Origin of the sequence: Nonomuraea sp. NPDC049400 (genome assembly GCF_044466425.1) — a bacterium.
In the GTDB taxonomy this organism is placed as follows: domain Bacteria; phylum Actinomycetota; class Actinomycetes; order Streptosporangiales; family Streptosporangiaceae; genus Nonomuraea.
In genome coordinates this window covers 348,576-368,171 of record NZ_JBITMP010000008.1, presented here as the reverse complement: position 1 = coordinate 368,171, position 19,596 = coordinate 348,576, and the positions used below count along the sequence as shown (strand labels likewise).

Sequence of the window (19,596 nt, the reverse complement as noted above, 5' to 3'; positions counted from 1 at the left end):
AGGGAGCCACACCAGCGGCAGACGACTGAGAGCCACACCCGCCCCTCCCGGGGCATCTGAACCCTACGAGCTCAGACGCTTCAACGGTAGGGACGACTGACACCTGGGCCCCGCCCGGTAGACCCCTGGCAGCCGAACCGTGGCCCGACGGTGCGATCCCTCGGGTGACCCCGGTCGAACAACCCCGGCCGCCCAGCAGGGCCGCCTTCCACCATCCGACTGTTCCATCGAAGGAGCGCACCACCATGTCCATCACCCTGACCGACCAGGACAAGACCACCCTGCGCACCGCCGCTTACGGCGCCGTCTCGCTGCTGGCCGCCGCCGGAGCCGCCGGAGCCGCCGGCTCGCCGCACAGGATCGCCACCGATGGCTCCCTTGCCCTGGCTTCTGCGACCGGCCTGGTCGGGCACGTGCTCGCCGCAAAAACCAAGGACATCAACCTGAACGGCAAGTCCGTCGCCGAACTCGCCGACCACGTGCTGCCGGCCCTGACGGCAGCCATGAGCCTGCTCAAGCGGCAGGCTCCGGCAGAGGCCGACAACTTCCGCAACACCGTGCTTGTCGCCATCGAAGCAGCCGCCCGGGCCCAGAAGGACCAGCCCAGCCCCACCCTGGCCGAGATGGCCCGCAAGATCACCGGAGCCCTCGACGCCGCTTGAGGGGAGGTCGACCTGCCCAGCTACAGCAAGCGCGCCTGGGACGCGACCTGATGGGCACGCAGCTGCCGGCGTACCGCCCCGCCCTATCCCCATCGACCCCGAATTGCTCGGCGAGCTGTTCGCCTGAGCGCGACATCGGAGACGAGGAATCATGAAAACCCAATCCTCACCAGCGACCACGGAGACCGGGGCGCGCATCTACGGCGTGCATCAGCGCCCGGTCATCCGCGGCAAGGTCTTCCGGCGGGTGGCGGTCACGGCGCTGGCGGCCGCGCTCCTGGGCGGAGTGGCCGTACCCGGGGTGGCCGCCGCGGACAGCAGCACGGCCGTGCCGATGGCCGCTGCCGGGCAGGATCGCCCGGAGCTGCAGAAGGCCATCCAGGAGTTCGTCGATGCCGGCTTCGCCGGGATGCAGCTGCGCGTGCACGATCAGCGGGGCGAGTGGGTCGGCAGCGCCGGGGTGCGCAAGCTGGGCGAGGCCGCGAAGCCGCCGACCAACGGGCGGTTCTGGGCGGGCAGCGTCACCAAGACCTTCACCGCGACCCTGGTGCTGCAACTGGTGGCCGAGGGCAAGATCGCCCTGGACGCCCCGGTGGCCGGCTACCTGCCCGAGCTCGGGCTGGACCGGCGGATCACCGTGCGGATGCTGCTGCAGCACACCAGCGGGTTGTTCAACTACACCGGCGAGTACTACGACGACGGGACGGTCGTTCCGGGGATCCCCGCCACCGGCAAGGAGTGGCTGGACAACCGGTTCCGCAGCTACCAGCCTGAAGAGCTGGTCCGGCTGGCGCTGGCCAAGCCGGCACGGTTTGAGCCGGGGACGGACCAGAACTACTCCAACACCAACTACACGCTGGCCCTGCTGCTCATCGAGAAGATCACCAGCCGCTCCTACGCCGAAGAGATGCAGCGGCGGATCCTGCGGCCGCTCGACCTGAAGGGCACCGTGGTGCCGGGCAACCGGACCGAGCTCCCCGGGCCGCACGCCCACGGCTACTACCGGTATGAGGAGGATGGCCAGGAGAAGGTGGTCGACATCACTCGCCAGAACCTCTCCCTCCTGGCCGGCGCCGGCGACATCGTATCGACCACCCAGGACCTGCACACGTTCATCTCCGCCGTGAACGCCGGCAAGCTCCTGCCGGCCCCGCTGCTGGCCGAGATGCGCAAGCCGTACGGGAAGTACAACTACGGCTTCGGGCTGTTCGTGCAGGACCTGGGCCCGGACTGCGGCACCGTCTACCAGCACAACGGCAGCCCCCCGCACGGCTACGGGGCGCTGATGTACAGCTCACCCGACGGCAGCAAGACCCTGACCGCCTCGGTGACCTGGGTGGACGAGGCCACAAGAGGCCCGGCAAAGGACTTCCAGATGCTGGTGGACAAGCTTGTCACGGAGGTGTTCTGCGGCGGGCAGCCCGGGGCGGCCGACGAGGCCAAACCGGCTCAGTAGACGGGCCCGGGCCACCCTCCACGGTATCGACCATGTCAGTCACAAGGAGCAGGGCAGCATGATCCGCCGCTACCCTGTCTGGCGAAACGGCCACCTCGACGACCGGCGGCTACGCTCCAACGTCGACAGGGCCAACGTCGCCTGACCGTGCAAGAAGGCAGAGAAGAAGACCACACAGACCGACCGTGTCGACGCACGTCGCGGCCACACGCTGCCGCCGGAGGCGCCCGAGGAACCGGTCGCCGCCATCCTCGCCCGCACACGGTCGAATGACACGATTGAAAGGCGATCGATTTGAAGCATTACGATCTCACCCTGGCCACGCCGCCGCCGGGTGAGTATCTCGCGGTGGAGGGACGCCGCTTACTGGTGTACCGCACGGGCCCGGGCGGACCGGCGGACGTGGTCCTGCCTGAGGGCGCGGCCATCAGGTCCGAAGAGGGTGTGTGCGAGCACGCCCAGGCCAAACACGCGGTCTTTGACGCCCTGGCCGCGTCGGTGACCGATGGCGAGCATCGCTTCCTCAAGTACGTCTCGCCCGGCCGCATGTACATCGAGGCCGATGATGCCATCGTCCAGGCCGTAAGGGAGATCGACGGCTTGGGCAGGACCCCAGGCGTGCCGCGGGCTCGTCAGCCGAGGCCGCCGCAACCCGCGGGGATGTTGGTGACGACCGGGTCGTGTGGGGATGCCACGAACGACCGCGAAGGGAATGGCAAGTGACAGACGTCGACGTGATCATTGCGGGCGCCGGCCCGACAGGTCTCATGCTGGCTGCCGAACTGCGTTTGGCCGGGGTGCGACCGCTGGTACTGGAGCGGAAGCCGCAGCGCCGAGACATCCCGAAGGCCGGTGGTCTCGGTGGGCAGATCCTGGAGCTGCTGCGCTACCGAGGCTTGCTGGAACGTTTCGAGGCAGCCTGCACCGCCCCTGTTCCGGCTCCCCGATTCCCGTTCGGCGGCGTGCATCTGGACTTCACCCAGCTGGCGGATCCCCCGATGCACGCCCTGCCGCTTCCGCAACAGTTGCTCGAGCGGCTGCTCGACGAACGCACCGGAGAGCTCGGTGTCGACATCCGCCGCGGACACGAGGTCAGCGGGGTCAGCCAGGACGATGCCGCCGTGACCGTGGACGTGCGTGGCCCGGACGGGCCATACCAGGTGCACGCCCGGTACCTCGTGGGGTGCGACGGCGCACGCAGCCGGGTCCGTGACTGGGCCGGCATCGGCTTCCCCGGCACCACCTATCCGGAGGTCAACCGACTGGCCCAGGTCACCTTGCCCGACACGGTGACCATCCTCGGCAACGGCGATCTCGATGTCCCCGGCTTCGGCACGATCCGCGCGGGTTTCACCCGGACCGACCATGGTCTCTTCGGAGTCGGCTCATCGCCCGACTCCAAGGTCGTCTCGCTCTACACCATCGAAGACGAGACCACCGAATACGACGATGACGTACTGATGACCGTGACCGAACTCCAAGACAGCCTCCGCCGCGTGCTCGGTGTGAACCTCCCCGTGGAAGAGGCGATGCGGCTGTCGCGGTTCACCTTCAAGGCCCGGCAGGCCGAGCGCTACCGGGAAGGACGGATTCTGCTGGCCGGTGATGCGGCGCATCTGTTCCCCGCCACCGGTGTGGCAATCAATGCCGGCATGCTGGACGCGGTCAACCTGGCCTGGAAGCTGGCCGCCGACATCCACCGCTGGGCGCCGGCCGGCCTGCTGGACACCTACCACGACGAACGCCACCTCGCCGGCGCCCGCACCATGCTGCACACCCGAGCCCAGGTGGCACTGCGGCGCGGGCACGACCCGGCCGCCGAAGCGCTCCGGGAAGTCTTCCAGGAACTGCTCATCGACGAACAACCGCTGCGCCGGATGGGAGCCCTTGTCGCCGGCACCGACATCCGCTATCCGATGCCCGGCGCCAACCACCACCCGTTGGCCGGCACCTTCGCCCCCAACCTCACCCTGCACACCGACCAGGGCATGACCAGCGTCGCGGAACTCCTGCACAGCGCACGGCCCCTCCTCCTCGACCTCACAGACCGCCCAGACCTCCGCCAGACCGCCCGCGACTGGCAGGATCGTGTCGACATCCACACCGCCAAAACCGATCAGCGACCGGCCGACGTCCTCCTGATCCGCCCGGACGCCCACATCGCCTGGGCCGCAACCATCGACGAACCCGCCGACACCGCCGCCCCCGCGCTGCGAGAAGCACTCTCCGGCTGGTTCGGCACACCCTGAATCAGGAGAGCGGAACTGGGCCACGCCGAGCTCGCTGAGCTCGGCGTGGCCCAGTCCACATGCGCGGGAGGACGGGCCGAGCAGGCACAACCGGTCGACGACCGGAGTGGCAGAGCGTGCCGACCGAAGCCTTAGGCCTTGAACGCTTCCCCGAACGGTCCACAGGGACCACGAGGCCCACGTTCGTAACAACCGGGTGCTCAGCGCTCCGGCTACTGACTGCACCGCTTCTATGACGGCGGTCCCTGCGGTTCCCGCCAGGGCGGCGATCCCCCGATCCTCTCCTAAATCGTTTGAGCCCTACTTTCGCCACCCGTTGATGGTCAGGTCGGGGTCGGTGGCTGCGTTCAGCAGCCGCCGGGCCCAACCGTAGGTCATCGGTAGCCAGTTGAAGTCGTGATCCGGTCCGACGATGTCGGCCAGCTCGATCAGCTTCATGATCTCCACCACCGCGGCGAGCGACTTAGCCACGCGCCACGCGCTCCGCATCCGCTCCGGAGCGACGGTGTCGGCCCAGGCAGCGAAGAAAGCATCGAGGTAGGTCGCGGCGTCCGGCTCGGACACGTCGTGCAGCCATGAGGCCAGATCGAACAGCGGGTTCGTGATGGTGGCGAAGCTCCAGTCGTGCAGCAGGATCTCGTCGTCGCGCACGACCACATTGCCCGGGTGGAAATCGCGGTGGACGATTGTCGCCGGGATGGCCACCTCGTCCAGGCGCTCGGCGCACTCGACCAGGTACGGGACCAGTGCCTGCAGCCGGTCGGCCTCCTCGCCGCTCAGCGCCCGGGCCAGGTTCTTCGGAAGTTTGGGCGCCCGCCAGATGTCGTCGCGGGCCAGGGTCGACCGTACGCCGTCGGCCAGCGAGGCCGGCGTGAGCGGCACGCACCCCACGGCGATCAGCTCGTTCCCGCGGTGAATGGTCTCCTTCTGCACCATGACCAGCTGGGTCAGGCACGCGCGACGCTGCTCCTCGGAGACCGCCCAGCCGTCCACGCCGCCGAAGTCCTCGGCGAGCCACCAGCGGTCACCGGGTGATACCGCGGTGATGGTGGCGAACGGCGCGATACGCAATGACGCCAGGTACCGAGTGATGTCCGGTTCGCGAGCAAGCCTCGGCAGGACCGCCTTCAGGTACATGTCACCCCGGTCAGTCGGCGTGCGGAGCACTGCGGACATGCTCCAGTGCTTGATCTGGCGGCTCGGACCGAGCCGCACGCGACCGGCAGCCTTGATCTCCCCGTCGATGTAGGACTCGGCTCGCTGGAACCAGCCGGGCCTGAACCAGTCGGAGGCGGGCGGCCGGGATCGCGCCGCCCGGCGGTCGAGTACCGGGCTCTGCCCGCTCACCGCAGCATGGCCGTGCCACGCGAACCCATCGGCGCAGACCGGCCGCGTCGCGCCCGCCGCCAGCAGGACCACGGTCGTGAAGTCCAACGGCTCCAGGACCACCGTGGTCAGCCCGAGTTCGCGACGAACGCGATCGGTCAACTCGCTGTCCATCGGCGGCCACCTGCCGTCGAACCGCATCCGCGGCAGCGCCGGAATGCCGCCGGTCATGTCGCACAGCACGGCACCGTCCTGGTCCACGATGACCAGCACGGCTTCCACGGAATCGGACGACATGATCAACCCTCCAAGGACCGACTCATGAGCGGCATGATCACAGCTCCCAGGCCGGCACGCAAAGGCGTTTCAGTTGGTGCCTCTGGTCATCCATTGACATCGCCTGGCCGGGGATAGCTGAGGAAGTCCGCGCCCGCGAGCTTTGCATACCGCATGGCCGTGGTCGGATGAACAGCGAGAGCCTGCACGAGTACGGGGGGTGGGGCTTCACTGCGAGTGGGCGCCTCATCACTTGCCCAATGAGGGTCGTTCTGAGCGGCCAGGTGTGGTACCTGTGCTGTGACCGCTCTGGAGCCGGGGGTGCGTGTGCGCCGGGTTGCCCAACTGTTCATCGGAGTTTCCTCGGCCGTGATGATGGGCGTGGCAACCAATCAGATTCTCACCGATGGCCGGCTGAGCTTCACCTGGGCGTACCTCGCCTTCGGCTTCGCCGTGTTGGCCTCGGTGTTCACTGCCGCCGCGGCGTCGCAGCAGGAGGCCGGCGTCACACCAGTTCGCCGAGGTCTGTGGGGGACGCGTGCCACGTACCTGCGCCAGTTACGAGCCAGTGTCTCGGCCATGGAGACCATCGGGGTGCGGACGCAGGGCGAGTTCGTACTGATGATGCGGCAGGTGTACGTGGACATGCTGCTGCGCCCTCGCCCCCCGCAGAACGTCGCCTGGATGGACGGCATCGGGCCGCAGGAGGACATTCAGGCCAAGCGACGACCCCTCATCGGCTACCTGAGCGACGGCGGCGTGTTCGTGGTTCTCGGCGGCCCAGGGTCGGGCAAGACCACCCTGCTTCGCCATACCGTGCTGACCCTGTGCGACCAGGCCCGGTACCGCGCCCGGCGCCCGCTGCCGGTGCTGATCTACTTGCGCGACCATGCCGCCTCGATCCTGGGCACGGATCCTCCAGGTCTGCCGACGGTGGCGGCTGGGGCGGGATGGCTCGACGGCAAGATCCGCGGCGACTGGCTGAGGCAGTGCCTCGACCGGCAACGCTGCGTGGTGCTGCTGGACGGTCTCGATGAGGTCGTGGGCGAGCAGGATCGCATGCGGGCGGTGGCGTGGGTCCGCCGGCAGATGGAGCGGTATCCAGGCAACGTCTGGGTGCTGACCTCGCGTCCCTACGGCTACCTGTCCAACCCGCTGCCGAATGCTGACGTCCTGCAGGTAGAGCGATTCAGCGGCCGCCAAATCTCAGCGTTCCTGCACGCGTGGTACTACGCGAACGAGAGCCGCGCACGCGATGAGTCCGGACAGCACGTCCGCGAACTGGCCGCCCGGAAGGCGGACGACCTGCTTGCCCAGGTGTACGGCTTGCCTGCCCTGTACGAGCTGGGCACCAATCCGCTGCTCCTCACCATGATCGCAAACGTGCACCGGTACCGCAGCGCGCTGCCGGCCAGCCGCGCCGAGCTGTACGCGGAGATGTGTGACGTGCTCGTCCACCGCCGCCAACAGGCGAAACCCCTTCCCGACCGCACCGGTCTCGAGGGTCCCAAGAAGGAGATCGTCATGCGGCACCTGGCGCTGCACATGATGCGGCGCCAGGTAAGGGCCATTCCCCTTGCGGAGGTTCACGAGGTGGTGGCAGAGCCGCTGCGGTTGGTTACGGAGGAGGGGCGGGTCACACCGCAAATGTTCCTGGACGACGTGCTCCAGGGCGGGCTGATCGTGGAGCATGAGCAGGAAGCCTACGGTTTCGCCCATTTCACCTTCCAGGAGTATCTGGCCGCCGCGCTGATCCGGGATCAGCCCGGCAACTTCCTGGAGCTGCTGAGAGACGGCGTGGACGATCTTTGGTGGCGGGAGACGTCACTGCTGTGGGCCGCGCTCGGCGACGCGACCCCGGTCATCGAAGCGTGCCTCGACACAGGCACCACCCGGGCGCTTGCCCTTGCCTTCGACTGCGCCGACGAGGCGCGGCTCATCCAGCCGGACACGCGCGCCAGGCTCAACCGCCTTCTGCTGGTCCCTGACGGCGGCCACGGCGGGGCCCAGGAGCGTCATCGGTTGATCGCCGCGGTGACGGCCTCGCGGAGCCTGCGCAAGGTCATCTGGGTGGGCGGCACCATCCCGGTCTGCGCCCGGCCCGTCACCCGCGCCCTGTATCACCTGTTCACCTTGAACGAGATGGCGGCTGGACGCCAGCCTCCGGCGCTCGACACCACCGTCGGCCTCGACGGTGACGCGCCGGCTGTCGGGATGGAGTCGGGCGACGTGACACGTTTCCTCGGCTGGCTCAACGGTCTGTTCGACGACGGGACGGAGTTCCGGCTGGCCACGCGGGAGGAGTTGTGCCACCGCGACACGGAGCTGATCGCCTGTCTCAAGGAGCACACCGTCTGGACCGGTCCGGGGCCGGGCCTGCACCAGCCGGACGGCGTCGCCTGGCCGTACGCACCCAGCGCGGAGCAGCTCGCGCGCTACCCATCCATCGTGCGCAACTACGTCGAGCTGGCCTTGCGCCTGACCCAGGCCACCACGAACCGAACCTCGCTGGAGCCCTCCCACGTTCTGGGCTACATCCACGCGTTCATCACCCAACGCACCGCCGATGGGTCTAATCCATCCAATCTGGAGCTGGTGCTCAACCTGGACCTCGCCCGGGACCTCACCCGCGACCTCGTCCTCGATCTGCGGCTGGCGGTACGGGAGGGCGGGCAGCCGACGCTGGATCGCGCTCGGACCGTCGCTCGCGATCTCGACCGGGCGCTGCGTTACACGCTCGGGCTGACCCTGGCCCTCGATCCCGTACAGGACCTCACCCTGACCTTCGACCACTTCCAGGCCCTGTCCCGCGATTTGGCGCAGGCCAGGGAGTTGGGTGTCCTCGACCTTGACCGGGTGCTCGATCTGGTCGGCGACCTCGACCGGGAACTCGCCCGAGCGCTCGCCCGAGCGCTCGCCCGCACATACGATCATGTGCGCGGGCAGTCAGCTGAGCTCGCCCTCGACCTCGAACGCGCCCTGACCCTCACCCACGCCCGTAACGCCGACCTCGGCGGCGATCTGGCCCGCGGTCTCATCCGCGATCTGGCGCTAAGCCGGACCAGCGTGCCCGGTTCCGACTCCAGCCTGGACCTGGCGCGCGATCTTGCGCTCGACGTGGGCACCTACCACCGGGACCTGCTGACCAGCGCCGTGACCGCGTTCAGCTGCCTGTCGCGCTGCTGGGCAGGCGCGAGCCAGGGGCGACGGCAACCGCGCGCCGGACACGTCCGCCGATCCTTCGAGGAGTTCCTGGCCGGGCTGCTGGCCGACAGCGCCGTACGGGCGCCGAGGCCCGCCGCCGACCCAGCCGGCAACATCCGGCAGGCGCTCCAAGCGCTGGCGCGCGGTGTTCCCAGCCCCTACGAGCCGGACGTGCGCCATCTCGCCGAGCATGCGCTCGGCCTGATCGGTCCCGTCCTGGAGCGCAGGGCACCCATGCTGCCACGTGTCCTGACCACTGCCGGTGTCGAACTTCTGGCCGCCCTGGCGTTGCTGCGCCACGACTCCACGCCGCGTCCCGACGTCTCGGCACCGCTCGCCGAGGCCCTGTTCGCGCTCATCACTTTGGCGGATCGGAGGTCCGCTGCCTCGAACGCAGTCCTGCTCCTGGTCCATGCCTGATGGGTCACACGCCGACGATTCGATCAAGTGAAGCCGGAGAACATCGATGAGCACCTTGCTGGTCCTCCTGGCCGGGGCCACGGCCGTGGTCGTGGCTGCGGGGTATCTCGCCTGGCGCGGCTTCGTCACGGTGCCAGCCGGGCACGTGGGCATCGTGGTGCGCCGCTTCGGCCCAGTCGACCGGCACCTGCGTCACGTCGTTCCTGACGGCGCTCGTGGAATCCAGGCCCGCACCCTACTGGAGGGCCGGATGTGGTGGCTGCCTCCGGGACTCTACTCGGTGGAGTTCGTCCCTCGCGTCTATGTTTCCGAGCACCAGGTGGGCGTGGTCATCGCGCTGGTCGGCGAGTTGCGGCCTCCCGGGGCGCCGCTGGCCCGGCGCGTGGAGTGTGACCACTTCCAGGACGGCCAGGCATTCCTGCTCAACGGCGGCCAGCAGGGACCTCAGGTGGAGATCCTGCCCGGCGGGGCCTCCTACTACATCAATACACGCATGTTCGAGGTTGAGATGGTGCCGCGCACCCACGTGCCCGCCGGCACCGTGGGGCTGGTAATCGCCCGGGCGGGACGCGTGCGGCCCACCGACCAGCCGTTCGCCCGACATGTCGAGTGCGACAGTTTCCAGGACGGTCAGGCGTTTCTCGAGCACGGTGGCGAGCAGGGCCGGCAACTCGCTGTCCTCGGCGGCGGCGCCGTCTACGACATCAATCCCCGATTGTTCACGGTGCTGACCGCGGACACCATCGCGGACGCCGACGACGGCCTGAGCGCCGAGCACCTGAGGGAGATCGAGATTCCCCCAGGCTTCGCCGGAGTCGTCGTCACGCTCGACGGCGCCGACCCCCAGCGCTCCGGCGAAGCGGAGGTCGGTCCGACCGTGCCGGGCCACCGCAATTTCCGCCTCCCGTGGGTCTTCCTGGAGCAGGGGGGCGTGCGCGGCGTGCAGGAGGAGATTCTCGGCGAAGGCAGGGTGTACGCGCTGAATCCATGGTTCGTCCGGGTCGTGCTGGTTCCCATCCGAGTCCTGATCGTGGAGTGGCGTGACCGGTCGCAGGACGAAGCTGACATGTACGATTCGGAGCTCGATCAGATCACCCTCACGGTCGAGAAGCATCGGCTGCGGCTCGGACTGAGTCAGACGCTGCGGATCACGCCAAGCGCGGCGCCGCGGCTGGTCAGCGCCTACGGCGGCGCCTCCGGGCTCGGAGGCTTGGTCGACGATACGCTGCCCGTCCGGCGCTTTGTGGACACGGTCCTCGGTGCGACGGTCGCGTCTTTCTTCAGTCACCTGGCCGCCACATCCACGATCCAGGACATCATTGCGGGCTACGCGGAAATGAAAAGCCAACTCGCCTCCACCATCGAGAACGCCCTGTCCGCGTGGGGGGTCGAGGCACTGCAAACGACGCTCGGCGAGCTCAGCACCGAGGATCCTGCGCTGACTGAGGCGTTCCAGGAACTGGCCCGCCGCGCTCTCGAAGGTAAGATCGACGAGGTACGGGTACGCGCCGAACGGCGTCGTGCCGCGCTGGAGGTCGAGTCAGAGGCTGCCGAACTCGGCTTGGACATGAGCGAGGCGATGGCCATCATTCGCAGGCTGTCCGAGCTGCCAGTGCCGACTACCGTCCGCGACCTCTCGAGTCTGGAGAACGCCCTTCCCGTGCCGCAGCTGCGGGAGCTTTTGCAACAGCTGCGCGCCCTGCGCATGAGCCAGGATGTCCCAGAGGGGCATGACGAACACGAAGGCTGAGCCCATGCCGATCGTCTGCGATGTCACCGATCGCCCCTTCCTGGCAACTGGTAAGCCGCGCTATTCGACTCCGATGAGTTGCCGTCGAGGGATGCGTCCCTGGAGGACCTGGGACGAAGTCAGGTCATGTCCCTGGCCCTGGCTGCACGTCAGTGCTTGGTGATTGTTCGAAGAAGCAAGGAAGCGACTCAAGCACTGTGATGCCGGCCGGCGGAAACTGGTGCGGAGGATCAACGGAACCTTCCTCGTTTGCACGCAGGTGTCGGTCGATGAAGCGTTGAGTTCTGTTAAGGACCGTGGCGCACTGAGCGGCTGTGATCTGGCCCTGGTGGAGGGCATCAGCAAGCTCGTCGAGGTCCAGGACGTGGTAGCGATCAGCACCGGGTGGCACCAGGATGTCGACGTAGAGGTCATGGACGACAAGTCCAGCCTCGGTCAGCTCAACCTCGACCAGGTCGACGTACCACCAACCCTCTACCGGGCCCTCGAACACAACGGGCCTGGTCAACTGGATGCCTTGGTCGAGCAACAGGAAGCTGCGATCGATGGTCGGCCGTCCGGCCACGTGATACTCAGGTAAGAGCTGCGCGTCGTAGGCGACAACCTCTCCGATCCGGCGGCCGGGGCACCATTGACCCGTTCGGTGAAAGACCCAGACGCTCTCGATGAGCGGCGTTGTGGCCATCTCCTTACCCTCTCATGGCACAGCAAGGTTCGGCTGGCCGAAGCGCGAGGGGCGCGTCGCGAGCGTCGCGAGCAGTCCGTTGACGTCGCGATAGGTGAGCTGGTGGAGCAGGACCCGTCCCAGCTGGGGATGAGGTAGAGGCGGAGGTGTGGCGTAGCCTTGCCGGGCCGACGGACGGAGGGCGTCCTTGGTGGCCGGCCAGCGTGCCAGCCACTGCCCGAGCGTGCATCCGGCCCCCGCGCCGTCGTGGTGGCCGCGGCCAAGGCGCGGCCTGCCGCTTACGCGTCTCCGCATCCACACAACCGCATCGCCTTCTGACCTGCACACGTGTCTTTGCCATCGGTCCCACCTCCACCCCCACGGTGTGCGACGACAGACGCGCCGGCCAGGGCTCGCCTTCGACCGGAGCTGGCCTCAGGTCAAGTGTCCGGGGTACGGTGGGCAGCTCAGGGGGTGTGGCGGTCGGCGCTGCCGCGATGGGTCCCGACCGGCCCAGCGGACATATTCGTCGTGCTCCTCGTGCCCGGGATCGGCCAGCATCCGACGGAAGTATGCGTAGCCGCCGATGCCGCCGACGTCCTCTGGCGGGCAAGCGCCCGATCCGTCCACCAGCGCCGGGTAACGGACCCCTTCCTCCGCGGCGAGGATCTCCTCCAGCACGATGTCATGCCGCCAGCTGTCACCCAGGTAATACTCGTACTCCATGGCTGCCCCGACCTGTGCGAGCACCTCCGCCAGCGAGGTTTTCTTCTCGTCCACAACGTTCAGGTCCCACACGGGTGACGGCCGGCGCTTGATTTCGAGGGTGCCGGTGTCGATCTCGGCCACCTGGTTGGATACGGCCACTGCCGCGTAGAGGGAGGAGCCGTCGGCCTTGGCGGCCAGGCCGTACACACTGGACAGGCCCGCGATGGAGCCGGTCAGATCGCCTTGGGCGTTCGTGACGATGATCCGGTCTTGAGCGGAGACGAAGACCTTGCCGCCGCCGACGGCAAGGTCACCGCTGCTCGAGCCGTAGCTGAGGGATACGCCGAGGTCGGTCGTGGTGCCGGCGGCCGACGCCGCAGTCGCCAGGGTGGTGGCCATGAGGCCGGCCGCCACGGCAAGGCCGGTCAGACGGCGGATGATCACAGGCAGCTCCTGCTTCGGGAGTGGAGGGGGTTTTACCAGTCGGGCCAGGCGGGCCGGCGGTACTCGTTGATCACTCCTCCGAGTACCTTGTGGCGTTCGATCCGGCCTTCCATCGGCATCACCACATGCTCATTGATCGGGTGGTCGTTGTAGTGATCGCAATATCCCCGCCGAGCCGGTCTCGTCGGCGTACCTATGCGTGCGTGTCGACCAGAGGAAATCCATAGGCGCGACCGGGCGTGCGGAACCAGTCCTCGTCGAGGAAGCGGTCTGTCATCCGTCCCACGATGGTGAGAAAGGCGTGCGCCAGCCGCTCTTCGCCCTTATTCGGATCCTCGTCCCGGGGCAGCCCCTGGGCATAGGGCTCGAATTGCTGCCCGGGCAGCAGTTCGCCCGATGACAACGCCGGGAGTTCTGCGACCAGGTTTCCATCGCGGTAATAGTCGAGGTCGGACAGTCCGTCGATCTCCCGGTGCCAACTGACCACAAGCATTCCTCGATCTCCGGAGCTGAGCCACCACCCTCCCGTTTCCGGGCCGCTGGTACTGATCACGACGGACCAGCCAGGACTGTGAGGTCCGATCCAGAGACTGTCCTTCTCGTCCAGTGGGACGGACCAGTCCGTCATCGTGGCCGCTTCCTGGATCAAGCGCACGTCACGCCTGGATTGCGGATCCAGGCGCAGCAATCCGGCGAGCTCGTCGAGGTCGTCGCGTTCCACCCAGAGCCCGAAGAAGGCTTCATCGAACCCGTGCGCCGCCAGCAGTTCATATTGATCACGTTGTGGCGATGCGGCTCGGATATCGGTCATCTCATCGTCTCCAGTCGCTCGGGTCACCCGTGTTCGGGGGTGCCGCCACTTCCGGCCCGAATGACAGCGGCGTCATTCTCCCCGGCGACCGACCTTTTCAGGGGTAAATAGCTAGTTCAGAGGGCTTGCGCGCGATGGCGTGGCTGTCCTCTTCAGTGCCACGGTGCGAGAAGGTGGGCGGGGTCGTCCTCAGGTGAGATTTCACGTCGGCGCAGGCCGTAGGTTGAGCAGAACTGTACGTACTTCTCCAGGTAGAGAGCGGTAAACGGTTCCGGGCTCATCAGCGTTTCGTCTGGCTTGATGGTGTACGTGGTGTCCACCACGTCGTCCGCTGGGCGTTGGCTGCTGATCGTGGTGAACCGGAATTCATCGTCCGAATCTTGCCATTCACCGGCGATGTGCCACTCATAACGGAGATACAAAACCGCGGTCTCCGGGCAGTGCCAGCGGAAGCGGCCGACGTCTATGCCGCCGATGCAGTTCGCCCACGCGCTCCAGCCGCGACCGTCCGGCAGGAATCCCATCCAGCTGGTTCCATGACGCCGTAGTCGTAAGGGCCGCTGTCCCAGAGACCCAGCAGGTTCTCGTCGTGCATGGTTGTCAGGGTGCACCGCCTGTGGCCACGGCACAACAGGTCATGTCCATGGACCTCTCCAACGCCATGGCCGAGATCAGCATGGCCGCCGGGCGCTGCCGCGTTCACCCGGACCAGCCGCGGTGACCGGTCGTCGGCCCGCGCCACGGCGCATCCGGAACACCACTTCAGCCCTCATCGCAGCCGGAGCGATCATCGGTTCTGGTCGACGAGCTATCGAAAGTGATACACGAGGGTCAAAATGGCGCTCCTCGCGAAGGCGGGGCCATCTTCGGCCATGGCTGGGGGTTGTGCGAGGGCGGAGTAGGCGGAGGTGTCACCGCCTACTCCATCCCGATCCCGATGCCCGCGCTCCGGCAGAGCTAGAGAAGCCCTCTGGAGGTGAACGCGGTACGTACGGCTGCCGCGGCAGTGTCGCCGCCGTGCCGCTGTGCGGCGTTCACCGTGGCCACGGCCGCCGCCTTGAAGGTGGTGTCCTTGGCGAAGTCGAACTGCGCGTCGATGATGACCGTGCTGCCCAGCGTGTCACCAAGCCTGCTGCGGATGTCGTACAGGGCGGACGACCAGATCTCGCCGTCCGCGTGCACCTCGCCGACCATGTCCTCGGGGTAGTGCTTGGTGCCGTCCAACCGGCGCAGGCAGTGCGGGACTCTTGACGTGTAGGAGACCGCGTCCCAGTCGGCCACGCATGCCTCGGGAGTCCGTGTGGGTACGCCGGTCTTCCAACTGCTGACGGCCACGGCGAGGTAGTCGCTGAAGGCCTCACCGATCGCGCCCGATTCCAGGGTCGTGCCGAAGCCGGTCACCTGGCCGTCCTGCACCGAATGGCCGTACTCATGGACGATCACCTCGCCGTCCTCGGCGTCGTCCACACCTCCCTTGCCGAGGGTGATGTTGGCCTTGTCCTCCCTGAAGAAGGAGTTGTCGCCGCCGTACTGGTTGATCCGCAGCTCGATCTGGCGCTGGTTCACCGGGCGCAGCCGGGAGCCGAAGCCCAACGACTGGATGTACTGCTGGGCGGTGGTGACCCAGTAATAGCCCATGACCTGCTCGAACTGGTCACTGTCGCGATGCCAGGCCGGGAAGGCCCCGTTCACCGCCTCCGCTGGCTTGCCGGTCTCGCTCTTGACCTTGACGTAGCGGCCGGTGAGAGTGCCGGAGCCGTCCAGATCGGTGAGGGTGACGGTGCGGTATGCCGGGGCGAAGGCCGCGCCGTCGCGGTCGTGGTCGTCGACGAGGGACTCGTCGCCCGTGCTCTGGACCGCGTTGGGGTAGAAAACGGTGGCGGTTGGATCGGTCGTGGCCTGGGCGGTGCCCGGCGCGAGGAGCGCCGTGATGGCGCCGACCGCCAAGCAGGCCGCAGTCATACGAGGTCGGGGGGTGGTCACCGTAGATCCTCCAATTGGTGGGAATCCGGTGAACTTACGGGATTGGTGATCCTTTTGTCACCCCTGGGCGATACCGCAACGTTTGTCCCCATCGACGGTCAGAAACCCGATCAGCAGTCGGACCATGGTGTCCGCAGCAGGAGGGCGAGGGAGGGCGGTCTTGACGCTACGGCGATTTTTCAAATGAATGGAGGCGTCCGGCGACCTGGTTAGTCTGCTGTGCCGTGACCAACCCGACGCATGATCGCCACCGCCTCGTCGCCCGCCTCACCGCCGTCCTCGCCTGCGTGCTCTTGATCGCGGTGGCTACGGGCTGCGCCGCCGCGGACGATCCGGTCAACGCCCAAATCGGTTCCTGTCTGGAAGCGCTCGGAAAGGGCGGCAAGACCGTCCGGGACGACTTCCGCATCGTCGCGTGCAGCACTCCGGAGGCCGCCTACAAGGTGATCAAGAAGGGGGACCGCTGCCAGGACGTCACCAACGGATACGTCCAGGTCGGCACCCGCCGGACACGCAACCAGCTGTGCTTGGTGCTTAACGCGAAGGAGGGCGACTGCTTCCACCAGGAGATCGGCTTCCCCACCGGCAAGGTGTCCAAGGTGACCTGCGGGCCATCGGCGACTTATCGGATCACCAAAGTGTCAGACGGGACCGCTGACGCATCAGTCTGCGGCGAAGGCGTTCCCAGCTGGACCAAGACCCCTGACGAACTGCCGCACGCCATTGTTTATCGTCATCCCGCGCTCACGCTCTGCGCGGACCCGCTGTGACTTTGCATGCCGTCAACGGGACCGCTGCACGCTCCGCGCCGCGACCGGTCAGGGCGCACTTCGGAAGGTGGCGTCGGCGTGAGACGCTGAGGTGTTCGCTCTGGCGGATGGGACTGCTCCTGCTGCGAACTTGCCCCGCTGCCTCTTCGAGGACGCGCTTCGGCTCAGGCGGTCGGAAGTGTGGGAGGCCCGGTGCTCTCGCGTACGACGAGTTCGGTGGCCAGCTCGACGCGGCTCTGTGGCAGCTGCTCGCCATGGGCCAGCGTCAGCAGCATCGTGGTTGCCGCGGCGGCCATCTCGGTGAGGGGCTGGCGGATGGTGGTCAGCGGTGGAATGGCCCACCGCACCGACGGCATGTCGTCGAAGCCGATCACGCTGAGATCATCCGGGATGCGCAGGCCGAGCTGGTGCGCCGCGTGGTAGGCGCCGATGGCCTGGCCGTCGTTCGTGGCGAAGATCGCGGTTGGCCGGTCGGGCAGGCGCAGCATGCGGTGCGCTTCGGCCAGACCGCCCTCGATGAGGAAGTCCCCACGGCCGATCAGCTCCGGGTCGACGGGCACACCGGCCATGTCGAGGGCGGTTCGGTAGCCGTCGAGACGGGCCCGGCTGGACAGCGCGGAGTCGGGCCCGGTGATGATGGCGATGCGGCGATGCCCGAGCTCCAGGAGATGGCGGGTGGCCGTGAGCCCGCCGTTCCAGTTGCCGGCGCCGACCGATGGGATGTTCCGCGCGGGAGCGTCGGCCGGATCCAGCAGGACCAGCGGGATCTCGCGGCGGGCGAGCTGTTCGTGCTGGGTCTCGGTCAGACCGGAGAACACCGCGATCACGCCGCTCGGGCGGCGTCGCAACACACCCTCCAGCCAGGTGTCCCCGGCGGTGTGGTCACGGTGCAGGTCGGATATTCCCACCATGAGCTCGTGCTCACGGGCGACCCCCGCCACGCCTTTGGTGATCTCGACGGGATAGTCGCCCTCGAGTGCGTGGAAGACCAGCTCCACCATGGCCGTCGGCATGGAACGGCGGCGCTGCCGCCGGTAGCCGTGCCGGCGGATGAGCTCCTCCACGGCGGCGCGGGTTTCTGACGACACTTCGGAACGGCCGTTCACGACCTTGGAGACCGTCGCGGTGGAGACTCCGGCCAGCTCGGCGAGCTGAGCGATGGTGAGAGGGGACGACTCCATGGTCATGGCGGCAGTCTAGTCACGGAGTTCGGGGAGGCGGCCATGATCAGCACGCTGAAGGAGATCCATAATGGGCACTGACATTTCTGCATGATCCGGGCGGGCTCGGCCTTCCACCGAGCCCGCCGCGCCGGCTCCGCCTGGACCTGATCGCGTGCCGTGATGGCGCTCAGCCGATGGGCATACGCCGTCGTTGCGAACGTCAGGAACATCCGGGCCGGACCGTGTCACGCCATCAGCGCTGCAGTGTCAGCAGACCCGGCCGGTAGGGCAGGAGGCCGTAGTCACCGCCGGAGTTGGGGTTGCGCCCCTGGTAGAGCAGCTGCAGGTTGCAGGGATCAACGGTCATGGTCTGATCGGCGCTGGTGCGGACCAGTTCGCCGTGGCTGATGTCGTTGGTCCAGGTGGCGCCGCTGTTGGCCTTGCCGGCGAAGGGGTTGCCCTCGGTGGCGGCCTGGGGTGTCCAGGAACCGTTCAGACTGGTGGCGGTGAACGAGCGGAAGTAGCGGCCCTGCGAGCCGATCGCCTCGACGATCATGAGGTATTTGTTCTGGCCCTGGAGCTTGTAGACCTGAACGGCTTCGAACAGGTTGTTCGTCGTGTCGCTCATGATCACCGTTGCGGTGCTGCCGAAACTGCCCGGGAAGTTCCCGATGGGCATGCTGGCCCGGTAGATCTTGCCGTTGTCCCCGGCGAAGAACAGGTACATGTTCGTGCTGTCACCGATGAGCGTCTGGTCGATGGGGCCTGTTCCGGAGCCTGAGATGCTCGCGGTGGAGAGCACCTGCTGCGATGACCAGCCATTGGGATTGGTGGGGTCGCTGGAGGTCCTGTAGGAGAAGGCGGTCCCGCCCCACTGGTAGGCGAGCACCCAGATGTTCTTCGGGGCGAAGTAGAGGAGCGTGGGCGCGACTGTGGAAGATGACATCGTGTTCTGGCTGGCCGAGGCCATGTCGGACCAGTTGCTGAAGAGGCTGAAGTTCATCGAACCCCACCTCGTCCCCGTGTCGTGCGTCGTGGCGTAGACGAGATGCCTGCCGTTGTAGGGGGCGACGGTGAAGTCCTTGAGCGAGACCCACCCCGACTTCGGGGTCGCCAGCGGGCCCGTCGAGGTCCAGCGGTACGTCGACGGAAGATCGCACTGACCGGGGTTGCCGCCGCCGTCCACCCGGACGAGCTGCCATTGCTGGTTGGTGCCGCCCCAGTCGTCGTACTGGACGATGTTGGCGCCGTCGGTGGTGGAGGCGCCCTGGACCTCCAGGGCTTTGTTGCTGTGGCGGGAGATGAACCTGACATGGCCGTCGGAGCTGTCGGCCAGTCGCCACTGCTGGTTGGTGCCGTTGCCGTCGGCCCATTGCACGATCGCGCCGCCGTTGGCGGTGGAGAAGTTGTAGACGTCGAGCACCTTGCCGGAGTGGCGGGACTTGATGCGGTAGTAGCCGCCGCCGGAGTCGACGAACTGCCATTGCTGCTGGTTCTGGTTGTTCCTGGTCCACTGGGTGATACGGCCGCCGTCGGCGGTGGACAGGTTGTAGACGTCCAGGGCCTTGCCGCTGTTGCGGTTGACCAGCACGTACCACGCGTTGGTGTCGACGGTGGCCGCATTGGCGGACTGAGTCTGCAGGGCGACGAACAGGCTCGCCAGTAAGGTGGCCACCGTCGCGAGAACGGACAGAGATCTGAATTTCATGA

16 protein-coding genes are annotated in these 19,596 nt (G+C 67.3%); 7 read left to right on the top strand and 9 right to left on the bottom strand.

The window, feature by feature from the left end:
• The first annotated feature begins 245 nt into the window (after positions 1–245).
• The 4 genes from ACIBVN_RS15325 to ACIBVN_RS15310 all read left to right on the top strand — a co-directional run bounded on the left by ACIBVN_RS15325 (position 246) and on the right by ACIBVN_RS15310 (position 4,367).
• Positions 246–662: a hypothetical protein gene (locus ACIBVN_RS15325; protein ID WP_397136610.1), complete on the top strand. Its 417-nt coding sequence runs from the start codon at positions 246–248 to the stop codon at positions 660–662.
• A gap of 151 nt (positions 663–813) precedes the next feature.
• On the top strand, positions 814–2,118 hold the full coding sequence (locus ACIBVN_RS15320; protein WP_397136609.1) for a serine hydrolase domain-containing protein: 1,305 nt from the start codon (positions 814–816) through the stop codon (positions 2,116–2,118).
• Positions 2,119–2,412: 294 nt separating this feature from the next.
• Complete coding sequence (locus tag ACIBVN_RS15315; RefSeq protein ID WP_397136608.1) at positions 2,413–2,841, top strand: hypothetical protein; 429 nt, start codon at positions 2,413–2,415, stop codon at positions 2,839–2,841.
• Complete coding sequence (locus ACIBVN_RS15310) at positions 2,838–4,367, top strand: FAD-dependent monooxygenase (protein WP_397136607.1); 1,530 nt, start codon at positions 2,838–2,840, stop codon at positions 4,365–4,367. Before ACIBVN_RS15315 ends, ACIBVN_RS15310 begins: the two co-directional genes overlap by 4 nt.
• 300 nt (positions 4,368–4,667) lie before the next feature.
• Here ACIBVN_RS15310 and ACIBVN_RS15305 read toward each other — a convergent pair whose 3' ends face one another.
• Positions 4,668–5,990, bottom strand: a complete 1,323-nt coding sequence (locus ACIBVN_RS15305; RefSeq protein WP_397136606.1) for an aminoglycoside phosphotransferase family protein — start codon at positions 5,988–5,990, stop codon at positions 4,668–4,670.
• Between the two features lie 360 nt (positions 5,991–6,350).
• Between ACIBVN_RS15305 and ACIBVN_RS15300 the strand changes: the two genes are divergently transcribed.
• Positions 6,351–9,593: an NACHT domain-containing protein gene (locus ACIBVN_RS15300; protein WP_397136605.1), complete on the top strand. Its 3,243-nt coding sequence runs from the start codon at positions 6,351–6,353 to the stop codon at positions 9,591–9,593.
• 46 nt (positions 9,594–9,639) lie between these two features.
• Positions 9,640–11,343 (top strand): SPFH domain-containing protein, encoded by a 1,704-nt coding sequence (locus ACIBVN_RS15295; RefSeq protein WP_397136604.1) that lies wholly within the window; start codon positions 9,640–9,642, stop codon positions 11,341–11,343.
• A gap of 124 nt (positions 11,344–11,467) precedes the next feature.
• Here ACIBVN_RS15295 and ACIBVN_RS15290 read toward each other — a convergent pair whose 3' ends face one another.
• The 6 genes from ACIBVN_RS15290 to ACIBVN_RS15265 all read right to left on the bottom strand — a co-directional run bounded on the left by ACIBVN_RS15290 (position 11,468) and on the right by ACIBVN_RS15265 (position 15,953).
• Positions 11,468–12,028: a DUF402 domain-containing protein gene (locus ACIBVN_RS15290; RefSeq protein ID WP_397136603.1), complete on the bottom strand. Its 561-nt coding sequence runs from the start codon at positions 12,026–12,028 to the stop codon at positions 11,468–11,470.
• 12 nt (positions 12,029–12,040) lie between these two features.
• Entirely contained in the window at positions 12,041–12,322 is a 282-nt protein-coding gene (locus tag ACIBVN_RS15285) for a hypothetical protein (protein ID WP_397136602.1), read from the bottom strand.
• 120 nt (positions 12,323–12,442) lie between these two features.
• Positions 12,443–13,159 (bottom strand): hypothetical protein, encoded by a 717-nt coding sequence (locus ACIBVN_RS15280; protein WP_397136601.1) that lies wholly within the window; start codon positions 13,157–13,159, stop codon positions 12,443–12,445.
• 193 nt (positions 13,160–13,352) lie between these two features.
• Positions 13,353–13,970: a hypothetical protein gene (locus ACIBVN_RS15275; RefSeq protein ID WP_397136599.1), complete on the bottom strand. Its 618-nt coding sequence runs from the start codon at positions 13,968–13,970 to the stop codon at positions 13,353–13,355.
• A gap of 152 nt (positions 13,971–14,122) precedes the next feature.
• Positions 14,123–14,494, bottom strand: a complete 372-nt coding sequence (locus tag ACIBVN_RS15270; protein WP_397136597.1) for a hypothetical protein — start codon at positions 14,492–14,494, stop codon at positions 14,123–14,125.
• A gap of 433 nt (positions 14,495–14,927) precedes the next feature.
• Positions 14,928–15,953: a M36 family metallopeptidase gene (locus ACIBVN_RS15265; RefSeq protein ID WP_397136595.1), complete on the bottom strand. Its 1,026-nt coding sequence runs from the start codon at positions 15,951–15,953 to the stop codon at positions 14,928–14,930.
• A 224-nt stretch (positions 15,954–16,177) separates the two neighbouring features.
• Between ACIBVN_RS15265 and ACIBVN_RS15260 the strand changes: the two genes are divergently transcribed.
• Positions 16,178–16,723 carry a hypothetical protein gene (locus tag ACIBVN_RS15260; RefSeq protein WP_397136593.1) on the top strand — a complete coding sequence of 182 codons (546 nt, stop codon included), beginning with the start codon at positions 16,178–16,180 and terminating at the stop codon, positions 16,721–16,723.
• A 164-nt stretch (positions 16,724–16,887) separates the two neighbouring features.
• On the opposite strand, the gene ACIBVN_RS15255 is transcribed toward ACIBVN_RS15260, so the two are convergent.
• Entirely contained in the window at positions 16,888–17,910 is a 1,023-nt protein-coding gene (locus ACIBVN_RS15255; protein ID WP_397136591.1) for a LacI family DNA-binding transcriptional regulator, read from the bottom strand.
• 229 nt (positions 17,911–18,139) lie between these two features.
• Positions 18,140–19,594: a non-reducing end alpha-L-arabinofuranosidase family hydrolase gene (locus ACIBVN_RS15250; RefSeq protein WP_397136589.1), complete on the bottom strand. Its 1,455-nt coding sequence runs from the start codon at positions 19,592–19,594 to the stop codon at positions 18,140–18,142.
• Positions 19,595–19,596: the final 2 nt, after the last annotated feature.